This window comes from Corynebacterium antarcticum (assembly GCF_016595285.2).
Classification (GTDB): Bacteria; Actinomycetota; Actinomycetes; order Mycobacteriales; family Mycobacteriaceae; genus Corynebacterium; species Corynebacterium antarcticum.
In genome coordinates, this window is record NZ_JAENIP020000004.1 from 121,278 (window position 1) to 137,354 (window position 16,077).

17 protein-coding genes are annotated in these 16,077 nt (G+C 68.0%); 11 read left to right on the top strand and 6 right to left on the bottom strand.

Annotated features, from left to right (window positions below):
• Window positions 1-46 precede the first annotated feature (46 nt).
• The 7 genes from JIM95_RS10190 to JIM95_RS10220 all read left to right on the top strand — a co-directional run bounded on the left by JIM95_RS10190 (window position 47) and on the right by JIM95_RS10220 (window position 7,214).
• Window positions 47-2,998, top strand: a complete 2,952-nt coding sequence (locus JIM95_RS10190) for a Na+/H+ antiporter subunit A (protein WP_200256744.1) — start codon at window positions 47-49, stop codon at window positions 2,996-2,998.
• Complete coding sequence (locus JIM95_RS10195) at window positions 2,995-3,477, top strand: Na(+)/H(+) antiporter subunit C (RefSeq protein WP_200256516.1); 483 nt, start codon at window positions 2,995-2,997, stop codon at window positions 3,475-3,477. Before JIM95_RS10190 ends, JIM95_RS10195 begins: the two co-directional genes overlap by 4 nt.
• Window positions 3,477-5,228 (top strand): Na+/H+ antiporter subunit D, encoded by a 1,752-nt coding sequence (locus JIM95_RS10200; protein ID WP_200256515.1) that lies wholly within the window; start codon window positions 3,477-3,479, stop codon window positions 5,226-5,228. Before JIM95_RS10195 ends, JIM95_RS10200 begins: the two co-directional genes overlap by 1 nt.
• Window positions 5,228-5,740 carry a Na+/H+ antiporter subunit E gene (locus tag JIM95_RS10205; protein WP_200256513.1) on the top strand — a complete coding sequence of 171 codons (513 nt, stop codon included), beginning with the start codon at window positions 5,228-5,230 and terminating at the stop codon, window positions 5,738-5,740. Before JIM95_RS10200 ends, JIM95_RS10205 begins: the two co-directional genes overlap by 1 nt.
• Complete coding sequence (locus JIM95_RS10210; protein WP_200256511.1) at window positions 5,740-6,018, top strand: monovalent cation/H+ antiporter complex subunit F; 279 nt, start codon at window positions 5,740-5,742, stop codon at window positions 6,016-6,018. Before JIM95_RS10205 ends, JIM95_RS10210 begins: the two co-directional genes overlap by 1 nt.
• Window positions 6,015-6,380 carry a monovalent cation/H(+) antiporter subunit G gene (locus tag JIM95_RS10215; protein WP_200256509.1) on the top strand — a complete coding sequence of 122 codons (366 nt, stop codon included), beginning with the start codon at window positions 6,015-6,017 and terminating at the stop codon, window positions 6,378-6,380. The genes JIM95_RS10210 and JIM95_RS10215 overlap by 4 nt, the downstream gene beginning before the upstream one ends.
• Before the next feature lie 198 nt (window positions 6,381-6,578).
• Window positions 6,579-7,214: a CAP domain-containing protein gene (locus JIM95_RS10220; protein ID WP_200256507.1), complete on the top strand. Its 636-nt coding sequence runs from the start codon at window positions 6,579-6,581 to the stop codon at window positions 7,212-7,214.
• 88 nt (window positions 7,215-7,302) lie between these two features.
• Here the strand turns inward: JIM95_RS10220 and JIM95_RS10225 are convergent, their stop codons facing one another.
• The 4 genes from JIM95_RS10225 to JIM95_RS10240 all read right to left on the bottom strand — a co-directional run bounded on the left by JIM95_RS10225 (window position 7,303) and on the right by JIM95_RS10240 (window position 9,866).
• Complete coding sequence (locus JIM95_RS10225) at window positions 7,303-7,506, bottom strand: hypothetical protein (protein WP_200256505.1); 204 nt, start codon at window positions 7,504-7,506, stop codon at window positions 7,303-7,305.
• Between the two features lie 244 nt (window positions 7,507-7,750).
• On the bottom strand, window positions 7,751-8,881 hold the full coding sequence (locus JIM95_RS10230) for a glutamate--cysteine ligase (RefSeq protein WP_200256503.1): 1,131 nt from the start codon (window positions 8,879-8,881) through the stop codon (window positions 7,751-7,753).
• Between the two features lie 41 nt (window positions 8,882-8,922).
• Window positions 8,923-9,600, bottom strand: a complete 678-nt coding sequence (locus tag JIM95_RS10235) for a LytR C-terminal domain-containing protein (protein WP_200256501.1) — start codon at window positions 9,598-9,600, stop codon at window positions 8,923-8,925.
• An 11-nt stretch (window positions 9,601-9,611) separates the two neighbouring features.
• Window positions 9,612-9,866: a DUF3263 domain-containing protein gene (locus JIM95_RS10240; protein ID WP_200256499.1), complete on the bottom strand. Its 255-nt coding sequence runs from the start codon at window positions 9,864-9,866 to the stop codon at window positions 9,612-9,614.
• 35 nt (window positions 9,867-9,901) lie between these two features.
• Here JIM95_RS10240 and JIM95_RS10245 point away from each other — a divergent pair, with 35 nt between their 5' ends.
• Both JIM95_RS10245 and JIM95_RS10250 read left to right on the top strand, forming a co-directional pair.
• Window positions 9,902-10,585 (top strand): peptide deformylase, encoded by a 684-nt coding sequence (locus JIM95_RS10245; protein WP_200256497.1) that lies wholly within the window; start codon window positions 9,902-9,904, stop codon window positions 10,583-10,585.
• Between the two features lie 2 nt (window positions 10,586-10,587).
• Window positions 10,588-11,589, top strand: coding sequence for an N-acetylglutamate synthase, CG3035 family (locus tag JIM95_RS10250; protein WP_410170779.1), 1,002 nt, complete (start codon window positions 10,588-10,590; stop codon window positions 11,587-11,589).
• Here the strand turns inward: JIM95_RS10250 and JIM95_RS10255 are convergent.
• The gene (locus tag JIM95_RS10255) at window positions 11,573-12,106 is read right to left on the bottom strand and encodes an RDD family protein (protein ID WP_200256495.1); all 534 of its coding nucleotides are present in this window, start codon (window positions 12,104-12,106) and stop codon (window positions 11,573-11,575) included. The two genes, JIM95_RS10250 and JIM95_RS10255, sit on opposite strands and share 17 nt — an antisense overlap.
• A 178-nt stretch (window positions 12,107-12,284) precedes the next feature.
• Here JIM95_RS10255 and JIM95_RS10260 point away from each other — a divergent pair, with 178 nt between their 5' ends.
• Together JIM95_RS10260 and JIM95_RS10265 are read left to right on the top strand one after the other, a co-directional pair.
• Window positions 12,285-13,091, top strand: coding sequence for an exodeoxyribonuclease III (locus tag JIM95_RS10260; protein ID WP_200256493.1), 807 nt, complete (start codon window positions 12,285-12,287; stop codon window positions 13,089-13,091).
• 5 nt (window positions 13,092-13,096) lie between these two features.
• Window positions 13,097-14,578 (top strand): phospholipase D-like domain-containing protein, encoded by a 1,482-nt coding sequence (locus JIM95_RS10265; protein WP_200256490.1) that lies wholly within the window; start codon window positions 13,097-13,099, stop codon window positions 14,576-14,578.
• Here the strand turns inward: JIM95_RS10265 and JIM95_RS10270 are convergent.
• A complete protein-coding gene (locus JIM95_RS10270; RefSeq protein ID WP_200256488.1) occupies window positions 14,559-15,779 on the bottom strand; it encodes a multidrug effflux MFS transporter in 1,221 nt (406 codons plus the stop codon). The genes JIM95_RS10265 and JIM95_RS10270 overlap by 20 nt on opposite strands.
• Window positions 15,780-16,077 lie beyond the last annotated feature (298 nt).

Below are 16,077 nucleotides of genomic sequence, written 5' to 3' on the forward strand. Positions count from 1 at the left end.
GACCCGATCATCCCCGCCCAGCCCGGAGAAGTCACAGACCATGGACGTGCTCATCGTGTTGGCCGCGCTCGCCGCGGCAACCGTCACCGCTCCGGTGCTGATCACGAAACTCGGGCGGCCGGCCTTCGGGGTCCTCGCCCTCGTCCCCGCGGGGGCGTTCGTCTGGACCGCCCGAGGCTGGTTCGAGGGCGACTTCGCCCCCGAGGCGGCGCCACACGCCGTCCGGATCCCGTGGATGTCCGCCGCGCACCTGGACATCACGCTGCGCATGGATTCGCTCGCGGCGCTCTTCGCCCTGATCATCCTCGGTATCGGTGCGCTCATCCTCTGCTACTGCTGGGGTTACTTCGACTCCAACCCGAGACGCCTGTCCGTCTTCGGGGCGAAGATGGTCGCTTTCACGACGGTGATGTACGGGCTGGTCACCGCGGACAATCTTCTGCTGCTGTACGTCTTCTGGGAGCTCACCTCGGTCCTGTCGTTCCTGCTCGTGGGTTACTACGGCGAGCGGGCGTCGTCGCGGCGGGCCGCGGGCCAGGCGCTGATGGTAACGACACTCGGTGGCCTCGCGATGCTCGTGGGCATCATTCTGCTGGGCACGACATCGGGGATCTGGGATCTGTCCACGCTCATCGGGTCCGGTCCCCCGGTCGCGTCGACGGCCACGAGTGCCGCCGTGGTCCTCATCCTCACCGGTGCCCTGTCCAAATCGGCCATTGCCCCGATGCACTTCTGGCTGCCGGGTGCGATGGCCGCGCCGACCCCTGTGTCGGCCTATCTCCACTCGGCTGCGATGGTGAAGGCCGGCATCTACCTCGTGGCACGACTGTCCCCGGAGTTGAACCAGATCGGATCCTGGCATCTCGTGGTCATCCCGTCCGGACTGCTGACGATGCTGATGGCCGGGTGGATGGCCCTACGCCAGGTCGACCTCAAGCTCATCCTGGCGTACGGCACCGTCAGTCAGCTGGGCTTCATCATCGCCGTGGTCGGCATCGGTTCGCCGGGTGCACTCCTCGCGGGGCTCGCCCTGACGGTGTCCCACGCCCTGTTCAAGGCGACGTTGTTCATGATCGTCGGGGCCATCGACCGGACCACGGGGACCCGGGACATCCGGGAGTTGTCCGGGCTGGGACGGGACCGGCCGGCGCTGGTCGTCCTCGCCACGGCTGCGGCCGCGTCCATGGCGGGTGTGCCGGGCACCGTGGGCTTCGTGGCCAAGGAGGCCACCGTGACCACGCTTCTCGACGAGGAGCTGCTCACCGGCATGCCGGGTAACCTCCTGCTGACCGGTGTGGTGGCGGGGAGCATGCTCACGGTGGCCTACTCGCTGTACTTTCTCCACGGTGCCTTCGCCACGAAGGCACCCGGGCACGCGACCGGCGGCGGGACGTCCACGGCGGTGTCGGGGGCTGACGCGATCATCGCACCGCTGTGGATCCCGCCCGCCCTGCTCGCCATGGCGGGCATCGTGCTGGGGCTCACCCCAAAGCCACTGGACGCCGTGCTCAACAGCTACGCGGGTGCATCGACGCACCTCGCACTGTGGCACGGATGGACGCTCCCCCTGCTCATCAGCGCGACCATCCTCGGCTGCGGGATCCTGCTGCACTGGCAGCGGAAGGTGGTCAGTCGACTGCACTTCAGCCGCCCCGCGCTGGGCAACGCGAACCTGGCCTATGACACGGTCCTCGACACGCTACGGAGGATCTCCCTCCGGATCACCGCCACCACTCAACGAGGTTCGCTGCCCGTCAACGAGGCGGTCATCCTCACCACCCTGGTGGTCCTTCCACTGACGATGCTCGTCACCGGGGCACGGACAGACATCCGGATGGAACTGTGGGATTCTCCCGTTCAGGGCCTGGTGGTCGTGATCATCGTGATCGCCGCGATCGCCGCGACCGTGATGGACAACCGGCTGTCCGCGCTGATCCTCGTCGGGATGACCGGCTACGGGGTGGCGGTCATCTTCGCGCTCCACGGCGCACCCGATCTGGCGCTCACCCAGCTGCTCGTGGAGACCGTCTCGGTGGTGGTTTTCGTGCTCGTCCTGCGGAAACTGCCCGCCAGCACGGACGGTCGCGGGCAGGAGGCGGATCACACGCGCCTTCGTGCCTGGCTCGCGGTCTCGGTGGGGCTGACCGTGTCGGTCCTGGGCGCCTTCGCGATGAACGCCCGGAGCACCCTGCCGGTGTCCATCCACATCCCGGACCTCGCCTCCCGCATCGGGCACGGATCCAACGCGGTCAACGTGCTGCTGGTCGACATCCGGGCGTGGGACACCTTCGGCGAGATCTCCGTTCTCGTCGTCGTCGCCACCGGGGTCGCCTCCCTGGTCTACCGCACGCGCAGCTTCTCCCGGGTGTCGCGCCGCCCGACACTCCGCACCGAGACACCGAGCTGGCTGGCCGCACCGAACGAGGACGCCAAGGCCCGGAACCGGTCCTTCATGATGGAGGTGGCCACCCGCATCCTCTTCCCCTCGATGATCACGCTGTCGCTCTACTTCTTCTTCGCCGGACACAACGCCCCGGGCGGCGGCTTCGCGGGCGGCCTGGTCGCCGCCCTCGCGTTCATGCTCCGGTATCTCGCCGGCGGGCGCGAGGAACTCGAGGAGGCCCTTCCCGTCGACGCATCGCGTGTGCTCGGTACCGGCCTGATCCTGTCGTCCGGGGCGGTGATCGCCCCGATGATCCTCGGTCGGCCATCGTTGTCCTCCGCCAACACCGACATCGAGCTCCCGCTCATCGGTACGGTGCACGTCGTCTCCCCGGTGATCTTCGATGCCGGCGTCTATCTCATAGTGATCGGCCTCGTGCTCCACATCCTCCGTTCCCTGGGCGCCCAGCTCGACATCGACGAGGAGCAGCGCCGGCGACGGGCCAGGGAACGGGCCCGCCGCCTCGCCCGCCGCAGGTCGGCACCGCAGTCCGGGGATTCCGCTGCCGGTACCGCCGACCGCGTCCCCGCCACCGGAAGGAAGAGCAGACCATGATCGCGAACCTCTTTCTGCTCATCGCCTGCGGTGTCCTGATCTCCTGCGGGGTCTACCTGCTGCTGGAGCGGGCGATGACCAAGATGTTGCTCGGTCTGATCCTGCTGGGCAACGGGGCGAACCTGCTCATGCTCACCGCCGGCGGGGGCGCGGGTGCCCCACCGATCGCGGGCCGGGACTCGACGCTGTCCGGCACCGACGCCGACCCACTGGCGCAGGGGATGATCCTCACCGCGATCGTCATCTCGATGGCGATGACCGCGTTCATCCTCGCTCTCGCGTTCCGCCAGTACCGCTACCGAACCGCCGACCTCATCGGCGACGACACCGAGGACACCGCTATCGCGCACCGCCCGGACACCGCGTCCGCGGCACCGGACCACGACGCCTCCGCGGACCCGGAGACCGGTCGTGCGACCGGGCAGGGCGACGATTTCGGCCCCGACAGTTTCGAGCGTCCCGTCAAGGAGGACACGTGATGAACCTCCCCGACGCCTCGACCATCGCATCCGTCGTCCCCTACCTCATCCCTCTGCCGGTCGTCCTCCCGGCGGTCGCCGCCGCGGTCTGTCTCCTCGCGGGCCGCCATCCGCGGGTCCAACGGGCCGTGACCGCCACGGCGCTGACCGTCCTGATCGTCCTGTGCACGACGCTCGTCGCCCTCGTCGACCGCGCCGGGATCCAGACCCTGCAGGTGGGCGGTTGGGACGCTCCGGTGGGTATCACGCTCGTGGCCGACCGGCTGGCCGCACTGCTGCTCGCGGTGTCCTCCCTGGTGTTGTTCTCCGTCCTCCGGTACGCCATCGGGCAGGGTGTCCGCGACGGAACCGACGATGAGCCGGTCGGCGTGTTCCTTCCGGCGTACCTGCTGCTCACCATGGGCGTGAACATGGCGTTCCTCGCCGGGGACATGTTCAACCTCTACGTCGGCTTCGAGGTGCTGCTCGTCGCCAGTTACGTCCTGCTCACCATCGGCGCGTCCCCCGCCCGCGTCCGCGCGGGCGTGAGTTACGTGATGGTGTCCATGCTCTCCTCATTCGTGTTCCTCATCGCCCTCGCACTCATATACGCCGCGGTCGGGACGATGAACATGGCGCAGATCTCCGTCCGGATGGAGTCGGTCCCGGAGGGGACGAGGGCCGCCATCTTCGCGGTCCTGCTCGTGGCCTTCGGCATCAAGGCCGCGGTCTTCCCGCTGTACTCCTGGCTCCCGGATTCGTATCCGACCGCGCCGGCCCTGGTGACGGCCGTGTTCGCCGGTCTGCTGACGAAGGTCGGTGTCTACTCCATCATCCGGGTGCGTTCGGTCGTGTTCACCGACGGTCGCCTCGACGGGGTGCTGATGTGGGCGGCGCTGTTGACGATGCTGGTGGGGATCCTCGGTGCGATGGCCCAGAACGACATCAAGCGACTTCTGTCGTTCACCCTGGTGAGCCACATCGGGTACATGATCATGGGGGTGTCACTGGGGACCGCCAACGGGCTCTCGGGGGCGATCTTCTACACCGTCCACCACATCCTCGTGCAGACGGCGCTCTTCCTCGTCGTCGGTCTGATCGAGCGTCAGGCCGGGTCCTCATCTCTCCGCAGGCTGGGTTCGCTGGCCTACATGTCACCGCTGCTCGCCGCGCTGTACCTGATCCCCGCCCTCAACCTCGGTGGAATCCCGCCGTTCTCGGGATTCCTGGGGAAGATCATCCTCGTCGAGGCCGCCGCCGGACACGGTGGGAGGATGGCCTGGCTCCTGATCGCCGGCGCCGTGGTCACCTCCCTCCTGACCCTCTACACGATGACCATCGTGTGGTCGAAGGCCTTCTGGCGGGACCGCTCGGACGCCCCCGACGGGGCGACGGCCCTCGCCGCCACCGGTCCCCTCGCCGGCGCACGGCGGGAGATCGACCTGACCGAGCGTGCCGACGTCGGCGGGATGCCCTTCGGAATGGTGGCGCCGACCGTCCTGCTGGTCGCCGCGTCACTCGCCGTCAGTGTGCTCGCCGGACCGATTTCGGCGGTCACGGGCCGCTCGGCGGAATCCGCCCAGGATGTCGCCGTCTACCGCCGTGCGGTGCTCGGCCCCGGATACCTCAACCCCGGGCGGACCCTGATTCCCGGCCAGTCCGGTCCGGCCACCGATGACCGCTACCGGGTGAAGGACGGAATCGAGGAACGTCGCAGTCCCGGGGATGCCGCAGCGGTGGAGACGACCGCCCCGAAGCGGGGTGATCGCTGATGTTCGCCGGAATCCGTCGGCGTTTCCGCCCCCAGTCCGTCCTCTGGCTCACGTTCATGTGGGCGCTGCTGTGGGGTGAATTCTCGGCGGCGAACCTCGTAGCGGGACTGGGGGTCGCCCTCGCGGTGACCCTGCTGCTCCCACTGCCGTCGATACCCGGCTCGGGTTCGGGTGTCCGTTTCCGGGCGCTGCTGCGGCTCTGCGGGAGATTCACGGTGGATCTGGTCGCCAGTTCGGTGAAGGTGGCGACCATTGCCCTGCGGCCTGCACCGGTGCCCCCGGGAGCGATCGTCGTGGTGCCGATGCGGGTTCAGGAGGATCTGGTGTTCTCCTTCGCGGTGACCCTGATCAACCTCCAGCCCGGAGGTACCGTGACCGACCTCGACATAGCCGACCGGAAACTCACCATGCACCTGATCGACGGCTCCTCGACGAAGGCGATCGATCGGGAGATCGCCCGGATCGGGGAACTCGAACGCCGGCTCATCCACATCTTCGAAAGGAACGGCTGATGGACCCGTCGGTCTACAACACCCTGCTCCTCGTACCGGCGTCCCTGCTGGCGGCGGCATTCGTCGTGGCCGGTTGGCGGATGCTGGTCGGTCCGAACTCCCTCGACCGGGTGCTGAGCCTCGATGCGGTGGTGGCGATGATCCAGTGCGCGCTCGCCGTGTACATCTGCCGGACACTCGACACCACGGTGACCAACGCGATGATCGTGGTGGCACTGCTGGGGTTCATCTCCACGGTCGCGATTACCCGCTTCCGGAAACGGGACGGTGCGCAGTGACCGGATTCATCCTCGACACGATCTCACTCATCCTGCTCTTCCTCGGCTCGGTCCTGGCACTGTCCGCCGCGGTCGGGCTCGCCCGATTCCGGGACACGATGACGCGGCTCCACGCGGTGACGAAACCACAGACACTCGGCCTGATCCTCGCCGTCAGTGGGGCGATTCTGCGGGTACTCGGGGCGAGCGAACTGGATGCTGAGGCCGCCGGTGATCTGGGTGTCCTCGTTCTCATCATCGCCTTCACCCTCATCACGGCACCGGTGATCGGGCAGCGGGTCGGGCGACTCGCACGGAAAGAGGGTCTGTACGACGCCTCCGCCCTGTCCCGGGACGACACCGGGACACTGGACCGCAACTAGGCCTGGGAACATCCCTCCCGCGCCGGTCATCCGTTGTGTCGCTGCACCGCCCGACAGCTTCGGAAATGATACGATCGGGTCATCCCCTCCGCTACCGGAACGTCGTTCCCCGGTGGGACGAATCACCGGACGGAGACGCCGGAGGGGAGGCCTACCGTGGGCCCCGGATCCCGACAACACCCGAGGAGCATCGTGGACATGAACAGAAAACTCATCTCGACCGCCGCGGCGACCGCGCTCTGTGCGACACTTCTGGCCGCACCCGTCGCGGCCGCCGGTCCGGAGAAGGACATCGCCGATTTCGTCGCCCAGGCCATGGGCCGTAACGGGACCCCCGGATCCTTCTCGGGACCCCGGCCCGGCCCCATGCCGCAGCCCAACCCGACACCGACCCCCACGCCCGATCCCCAGCCGACCCCGGACCCGACTCCGCCACCGACACCGGATCCGGGCACCCGGGAACTCCTCGAGCAGCGTAGCGGCGAGATCGTCGACGCCATCAATGCCGAACGCGGCAATCGTGGACTGGACAAGCTCACCGTCAACGGGGACGTCACCGCGCTGGCGAAGAGCATCTCGGACGCCGCGGCCGCCTCGAACAGTCTGACCGTCGACCCGGAGTTCATCAAGGCCGGTCACGGCTACTCCCTGGCCGCATACCCCGGGCTGGACAACCCCCGGTTCGCCGCGGACATCGTCAAACTGTGGATGGACAACGAGGGGCAGCGCTCCATACTCATGAAGCCCGGCATCAGCGAGATCGGTGTCGCCGTGTCCCGGAATGACGCGTCGAAATACGAGAACTTCATCTCCGTGGTGGTCCGCTGGACCTAGACCCCCGGTCGCGACGGGAGGGGTGCACCACCGGAAGGATCCGGTGGTGCACCCCTCATCGGATTCCCGCGGGTGTCCCCGGCCCCGATCAGTGACGTCTGGGCGCCACAGGGGACAGAACGGCCTCAACCCCTGCGGTCACGAATGCCGTGAGTACCAGTGCGCAACCGCCGAGGACCGCCGACATCTGCCAGTCGGGGGCGAGGAACAGGCCGCCGGTGACGGCCACGAGCAGACCCACGAAACCGATGAGAACTGCGTTCGAATAGGGGCTGATGCGGGCGTCGCTCACGATGGTGCTTTCCCGCCGCACGATGGCGACGTTGTCCGAATGTATCCGTTCATTTCTGAACTCTTTTACATTGAGTAAATGTAGATCAATTCGGACTCGAGCAAAAACCAGGAAAACTACGCCCCCTCGGGAAAAGGGCACATGAACTGCGGTTTTCAGCGAATGACGGAATCCCTCTGTGGGGCCCGGCGTGTCCGATCAGACATCCGTCCGGCCGGAGTGAATGCGTTCACACACCGGCGGGTCAGGGCCGGCCGTTGACCAGTTCGGTGCAGGTCAGATCGACGACGTCACGCCAGTCGCCCGTCTTCTCCATCAGTTCCCGCTGACGCCGGTAGGCCGCGCCCTTGTCGATGATCTCGTGGACCATGTCGAGTTCAGCCGCGCAGCCCAGCTCGCCGGCGAGCGGCTCCAGAACACCGACGATCCGCCGGATGTCATCGACCACGCTCACCGTGTCGGTGTTCCGGGAACAGATGATCTCGGCCTCCATCCCGTACCGGGCGGCACGCCACTTGTTCTCGCGGACGTGCCAGGGCTGGAGTGACGGTAGCGTCTCCCCGGCCTCGAAGGCGCGGTCGTAGTACACCACGAGGCAGTGCGTGAGCGCGGTGAGCGCAGCCAACTCCCGGAGATTGCTCGGCGCATCGGACACGCGGACCTCGATGGTGCCCCACTTCGCCGAGGGACGGATGTCGAAGTGCATGGAGCCCGTGTGGTCGATGACCCCGGACTTGTCCTGCTGCCGCAGGTACTCGGTCCACTGGCTCCAGGTGTTGAACCCGTAGGGCGCACCGGCGGTGGGCAGCTGCTGGTAGAGCATCGTCCGGTTGGACGCGTACCCGGTGTCCAACCCGTTCCACCCGGGGGATCCGGCACTCAGCGCCAGGAGGTGTGGGTAGTTGGTCATCAGGGCGTTGATGATCGGCCAGACCTTCGCCTCGTGGTTGACGCCGACGTGCACGTGCAGGCCCCAGATCAGCATCTGCCGTCCCCAGTACCGGGTCCGCCGGATGATCTCGGTGTAGGGGCTCTTGTCGGAGACCTCCTGCTCCCGCCAGTCGGAGAAGGGATGCGATCCGGCGGACCACAGTCGGACACCCATCTCGTCGGCGCACTCCCGGAGGGAGTCGAGTCCGGAGCCGAGTTCCGCGACGGCCTCGGGGACCGTGTGACAGACCCCGGTGACCATCTCCACGGTGTTCTTCAGGAACTCGGGCTCGAGCTGCAGGTCAGGGCGGCGTGAGGACATGAGCTTGATCATGTCCGCCGCCCGTGGGGTGAGGTCGCGGGTCTCCGGGTCGATGAGCCCGATCTCCCACTCCACCCCGAGTGTCGGTTCCGGGGAACGGTTGAAGTTCATGTGATCAGCCATGTCGGCTCCTTGGGGGACGGAACGGAAGAAGAGATACCCGTCTAGAGGTTGACGTCACCCGTGAGAACGACGACGACACCACCGGAGGGCGCGGACCCGAGTTCCGGGGTCCGCGGATTCGCGGGAATACCGAGTGCGGCGCCGACTTCGCGGGCCGCGGCTTCTTCCGTCGGGTTTCCGGCGGTGTAGTAGACGGCGGAGGCCGGGAGGTAGGTTTCCGCGAGGTTGCCGACCTCACCGACCTTCCAGCCCTGTCCGGTGAGCTTGTCGGCGACGCGGTTGGCGAGGCCCTGGATCGTCGAGTTGTTGAGCGTGTGCACGGTCACCGTCCGCGGATCGCCGGCGGGAGCCGGCGGCGCGGCGGGCTGCGCGGGTGCCGCTGCCCCGGGATCGGCCGCGGGTGTGGCGGGAGCAGGCTGCGGAACCGTCTCCCCCCGTGGCGTGGTGGCGGGCGCGGCCGGACTGACCTCCGTGCTGGTGGCAGCGGTCGGACCGGCCCCCTCGCCTGCGACTGGGGTGGTGTCGGAGTCGTCCCCACGGAGACCGGCGAACAGCGCCCAGGCCGCGAGTAGCACGGCGACAGCCGCGAGGATCATCGCGAGGCCCCGGAGCGGCAGTTGCCGCGCCTCACTCACCGGTGCGGAGGCAGCGGCGGCGGTGGCGTCTTCGGGGTGACCGTCGTGGGCCAGGTACTCGTCATCGTGTTTGTTGGGGGACACAGAGAGTGATCTTAGCCGCTTTTCGCTCTCCGCCGTGATTCGGCTCGCTGGTTTCTCATCCTCCGGAGCCTGGCGACGAGGATGGGATGAGCCGCCGCGGCGGCGGGATCGTCGAGGAGCCTGTTGAGTCGCTGATGGTAACGCACCGCACTGATCCCCAGGGTACGGGTTATCGCCTCCTCCCTGGCACCCGGCGAACGGGGGGCGGTCTCCGCGAATTCCAGCAGCCGGGCGTCGAACTCGGACAACGGTGAGGAGGCGGACATGGCTCCAGTCTAGAGGTGAACTAAACTCCTGGGGTATGACTGTCCGACCCATCGTTATCCACGGCGACCCGGTGCTGCACAACCCGACCGCACCGGTCACCGAGTCCCCCGCGGAACTGCAGGAACTCATCCACGACATGTACGAGACCATGGACGTAGCCCACGGTGTCGGTCTCGCGGCGAACCAGATCGGCGTCGGTAAGCGGCTGTTCGTCTACAGCTGCCCCGACATCGAGGGACCGAACGGTTCGGAGAAGCCGAAGGAGGAGATCGAGGCCAATGGTGGGCCGGTCCGCCGCGGCTGCGTGATCAACCCGGTGCTCGAGACCTCCGAGATCCCGCTGTCCATGCCGCGCGACGACGGCGAGGACGACGAGGGTTGTCTGTCCGTCCCAGGCGAGACGTTCCCTACGGGCCGGGCCGACTGGGCCCGCGTCACCGGAACCGACGCCGAGGGCAATGAGATCAGCATCGAGGGTTACGGACTGTTCGCCCGGTGCCTGCAGCACGAGGTCGGTCATCTCGACGGGTTCCTCTACACCGACACCCTCATCGGTCGGCACCGGCGTGCGGCGAAGAAGACCATCAAGCGCAACGGATGGACCGAGGCGGGACTGACCTGGATGCCCGGCGCGGACGAGGATCCGTTCGGACACGATGACCCAGCCCCGGCCGAGGACCCCGACATCCCGCCCGCACTGCGCAAGAACACGGACTGACCGTGCCGCGACGTGCCCCGCACCCCGGCGACCGGGTGATCGTCCGGCGCCGTATCCCGGACACCCCCGGACACCTGACCGATGTCATCGGGCACGTCGTCTCCCTGGACCCGCTGGTGGTGCGCCCCCAGTCCGTCGGCGGGCTACCCTCCGACGCCGAGGCCGTGACGATCCCGGATGAACTCATCCAGGTGTGCAAGGTCCTGCCACCGCGCCGGGTCCGCAACAGCGACATCCGGGCGGTGGAGACCGCGACCGCGGCCGCGTTCCCCGGCATCGAGCACCGCTGGTGCGGCCAGTGGCTTCTGCGCGCGGGCGACGGCATCACCGAACGCTCCAATTCCGCCGCCCCACTCGGCCGCTCCGCCGGGCTGAGCGAGGTCCCGCTCCGCGAGATCGAGGCCTTCTACGCCGAACACGATCTCCCGGTGCGGATCCTCATCCCCGACCGGATCGGGAACCCGGCGCGGACGGTCTGCGTGGGCCCCGCGTGGCGCACGGGCCCGGACATCGTCGTGATGACCCGCCCGCTCCACGACCTTCCGGTTCCCGACCTGCCCGACGGAGTGACGCACAGGGTCGATGACCAGCCCGATGAGGAGTGGCTGGCGCTCTACCACTTCCGGGGCCGACCACTTCCCGAGCATGCGCTGAACCTCCTGCGCACGCGCATCGACGGCCACATGGGTTTCGGCAGGTTGCTCGACGCGACCGGGCGGACCCTCGCCATCACCAGGGGCACGATCACGGAGTCCGGCGACGGGCGGACCTGGCTGGGGTACTCCGCTGTCGAGGTCGTCGCCGATCATCGCCGTCGCGGGCTCGGCACCCAGCTCGGGACCGCGATGCTGCACTGGGGGGCGCGGAACGGGGCGGAGATGGCGTACCTGCAGGTACTCGCCGCCAACACCGCCGGGATCGGGCTCTACGACAAACTGGGGTTCATCGAACACCACCGGCACCGCTACGCGGAACTCGACCCGCGGGTCATTCCCGGACGATGACCCGGGTGCGGGCGAAGCGGTCGTGCGGCCCCATGCCGTAGGCGTCGAGCTTCGCCGATCCGGCCAACCACATGCCGACCGCGAGCGCGGCGACCGGCCCCGCGACGGGGATCGCGGGAATGAGGAGCCACAGGTTGCGCCGCGCGGCCTGACCCACCCCGACCGGGCAGTCCGCGGACCCCGTGACCCGGAGACCGAACATCCTCTTTCCCGGACCACCACCGCTAGTGTCCCCGAGAACCTGCCAGAGCCAGAACGGCAGCGGCCCGGCCAGCAACGCGAGGTACCAGAGCGCGTTTCCGGTGCCGATGGCGACGGTCGCGGTGAGAATCAGGTACAGGGCGGAGAAGATCGCGGCGTCCAACGCCAACGCCGCCGCCCGCGAGCGGACCGGGGCGTTGAGCAGGTCCCGGGGCCCGCTGTTCAGCCCCGGGGTGAAGGCGCTGAACCGTTCCATCTGGTCGTGTTCCACCGGCACGGTGAACGGGGTCCGGATCACGGCTCCCGTCCGCTGCACGCGATCCACGACCTCCGGGATCCGGATCCTAGCCCGGGGCCGGGGGACGTCATCTCTGCGACCTGCAGGGGATGTGCCGTCGGGGAAAGTCATCGTGTCGCCCACCTCTCTCACCTGATGAACGCGCCACCATCCCGCCAGGTTCCCGGCGAGCCCGTTCACAGCTAACCTCGTGTGTATGCGCATCGCCACGTTCAACGTCAATTCGGCCCGGACCCGGGCCGACCGGATGGTCGACTTCCTGACGCGTCACGACGTGGACGTCCTGGCGGTCCAGGAGACGAAGTGCCGGGACGACCAGTTCCCCCACCTGCCCTTCGAGCAGGCCGGGTACGAGGTCGCCCACGTCGGCTACGGCCAGTGGAACGGTGTCGCCCTAATCTCCCGGATCGGTCTCGAGGACGTCGCCGACCATTTTCCCGGGCAACCCGGATTCGCCAAGAAGGTGGACGACGAGCAGGCGGTGGAGGCACGCGCGGTCGGCGCGACGTGTGGCGGCGTCCGGGTGTGGAGCCTGTACGTCCCGAACGGCCGCGAGATCGCCGACCGCCACTACGAGTACAAGCTCCGCTGGCTCGATGCGCTCTCGGCACACGTCCGCGGGGTGCTCGCCGAGGATCCCGCGGCGAAACTGCTGTGCACCGGCGACTTCAACATCGCCCCCACCGACGCGGACGTGTGGGACCGTCGCTTCTTCGACGGGAAGACCCACGTCACCGAGCCGGAGCGGGCGTTCTTCCAGCAGTTCACTGAATCCGGTCTGGTGGAGACGACGAGGCGGTTCACGCCCGGTGAATACACCTACTGGGACTACAAGGCGATGCGCTTCGGCCGGGACGAGGGCATGCGGATCGACTTCCATCTGGCCAGCACCGCCCTGGCGGAGACCGCGCGGGCGGGATTCATCGACAGAGAGGAACGCGCCGGTGACGGTGCCTCCGATCACGCCCCCGTGGTCGTGGACTACGCCGTCGACGGGGACTAGACCGGATGACCGATGTCCTCTCCTCACTGACGTCACTCGAATGGTGGCGGTCCGCGGGTCTCGTGCTCGACTACGTCGTCAAGATCATCGCCGTCGGCACCGTCGCCCAGGACCGGAAACCCAGCTCATCCTCCGCGTGGCTGCTCGCGATCCTCTTCGTCCCGGTCATCGGACTGCCCCTGTTCCTGATGATGGGCAGCCCCTACATCAACCGACGCCGTCACCGGATCCAGATGGAGGCGCAGGCGATGGTGGGGACACCGATGGCGGAGGCCCCGGCGATCCCGGAGGGCGCCGAGCTCTCCGACGAGGTCGCGTCGGTGGTGCGGCTGAACGACACGCTGACCGACCTCCCCGCGGTGCATTCCCGGTTCCACGGCCTCTACCCCGACTACCACGGGTCCATCGCCGCGATGGCGGAGGCGGTCGACGCCGCGGAGTACACGGTCCACGCCCAGATCTACATCGTCGCGTGGGATGAGACCACGGACGTGTTCTTCAGCGCCTGCCGCCGCGCCGCCGCCCGCGGAGTCGCGGTCCGCCTGCTGTTCGACCAGGTGGGCAGCTGGAAGTACCCCGGCTACCGGAAACTCGGCCGGCGCCTGACCGAGGCGGGAATCGACTGGCACCTCACCATGCCCCTGAAGCCGTTCCACTGGCGGTTCCGCCGCCCCGATCTGCGCAACCACCGCAAGCTCCTGATCATCGACGGGCACACCGGTTTCATCGGCTCCCAGAACATGATCGAACCCGGCTACCTGTCCCGCAGAAACCACCGTTCCGGCCGGGAGTGGGTGGACATCATGGTCAAGCTCTCGGGGCCCGTCGTCGAGGCGATGGAGATGATCTTCGCCGTCGACTGGTACCAGGAGACGGACACCATCATCGAACTCCCCGCGAGGTCGGACACCGGTCCGCGCGCCGGTGACGAGATCGTGCAGCTCGTCCCCTCGGGGCCGGGCTACGCCACCGAACCCAATCTGCGGTTGTTCAACTCGATGGTGCACCACGCCAAGGAACACCTGATCCTGTGCAGCCCCTACTTCATCCCGGACGACTCGCTCATGGAGGCGATCCTCACGGCCTGCTACCGTGGGGTCCGGGTCGATCTGCTGGTCAACGAGGTCTCCGACCAGTTCATGGTCGGCCACGCCCAGGCCAGCTACTACAAGATGCTCATGGAGGCCGGGGTGCACATCCACCGCTACCCGGCTCCGATGATCCTGCACACCAAGTTCGCGCTCGCAGACCCGGAGGGCGACACCATCGGTGTCCTCGGGTCCTCCAACATGGACATGCGCAGTTTCGGCCTGAACTACGAGGTGACCCTCATGGTGGTCTCCGGGGAGATCTCCAGGGAGCTCACCGAACTCGCCGCGGTCTACCTCGACCGGTGCACGGAACTCACCCAGGAACAGTGGTCGCGGCGGGGACTCGGCAAGCGCTACCTGGACAACGCGATGCGGCTCACGGCTGCCCTCCAGTGACCCTCCGCGTGAGGGCACCGGCGACCAGGGTGCCGCACAGTGAAAGGCCGACGCTCACGGTCACCACGAGTCCGAGCGCCACCACGGGGTCACCACCCAGTCCGACCAGAGGGCTCACCGCACCGGCGACCAGGAACTGGCAGAACCCCATGACCGCCGACCCGAGTCCGGCGTGGGACCGGACCGTGGACACCCCGAGGGCGGTGGCGTTGCCGAAGATCCCGGGCATGTGCCCGAGTGCTGTGAACAGTGCCGCCAGCACCACCGGAAGGTGACCTCCGGACAGCAGGGCGTCGACCAGCAGAACCAGCCCGCAACAGAGCACGACATACCCCGCCACCCGCAGGACCGACGCGGGCTCGAACCGTCGGACCAGGCGGGAATTGACCAGAGACCCGGTGACGAGCGCGACGGAGTTCACCGCGAACACGATCGAGTAGGTCCGGGGGCTCATCCCGAAATGGTCGATGAAGACGAGTGGGCCTGCGGCGATGTAGCCGAAGAGCACGCCGGCGGCCGCCGCGAAACTCACGGTGTAGGCGGTGAACAACCTGGTGGACGCGACCACGCGCACACCATGGGTGAACGTGGTCCAGCCCTTTCCGCCACCCGCGACCCTGGGTCTGGATTCGCCGACGACCAGCAGCGCGACGGTCACCTGCACACCGGCGATCGCGGCGAGGATCCAGAACAGGCCCCTCCATCCGATCGGCTCGACCAGGAGGCCACCCATCAGGGGAGCTATGACGGGCGCGATCCCCATCATCGCCATGAGCAGCGAGTACGCCTGCGCGGCACGACGCCCCTCCGCGAGATCCGCGACGATGGCCCGCGCCAGCACCACGCACGCCCCGTTCGCGAGCCCCATCACCGCACGGACAGCCACCAGGACGCCGACGGACGGGGCGAGTGCGGAGGCGATGGCGCACACGACGGAGAGAACGGTCGCCGCGATGAGCGGCGGGCGCCGCCCGGTCACGTCGGACAGCGGCCCGGTGATGAGCTGCCCCACCGCCATGCCGACCATGAACGTGGTCAGCGTCAGCTGCGCCCAGACGGTCGTCGCGCCGAGATCGTCGCGCAGCGTCGGCAGGGCGGGCAGGTACATGTCGATGGCGAAGGGCCCCGCCGAGATCATCAGTGCCAGGGCGGCGAGCAGCCCCGCCCCCAGTTCCGGGCGCGGGGAGGGAACACGTCTCATACCGTCAGTCTCTTCCGTCCGTCCCGGTTCTCGTCACCGCGACAGTCTAACGCCGTACGCTGTGCGGTCGAACTCCCCTCCGGCCGGGGCCGGGCAAGCCTCCGACCTCGGTCTGCGGCGACGGTGGTGGAGCGCCGGTGATCAACCTGGCTGGCGACAGCGGACCCCGCACAGGACAATTCAGTGCCGCGTGGTGATCGGACAGCGGAGGAACCGACCCGGTTCCACAGCCCCCGGGCCCCATCCCGCAACGGAATCGACCGGACCGTTTCCGGATCCAGAGCCTCCGGGCACCGCC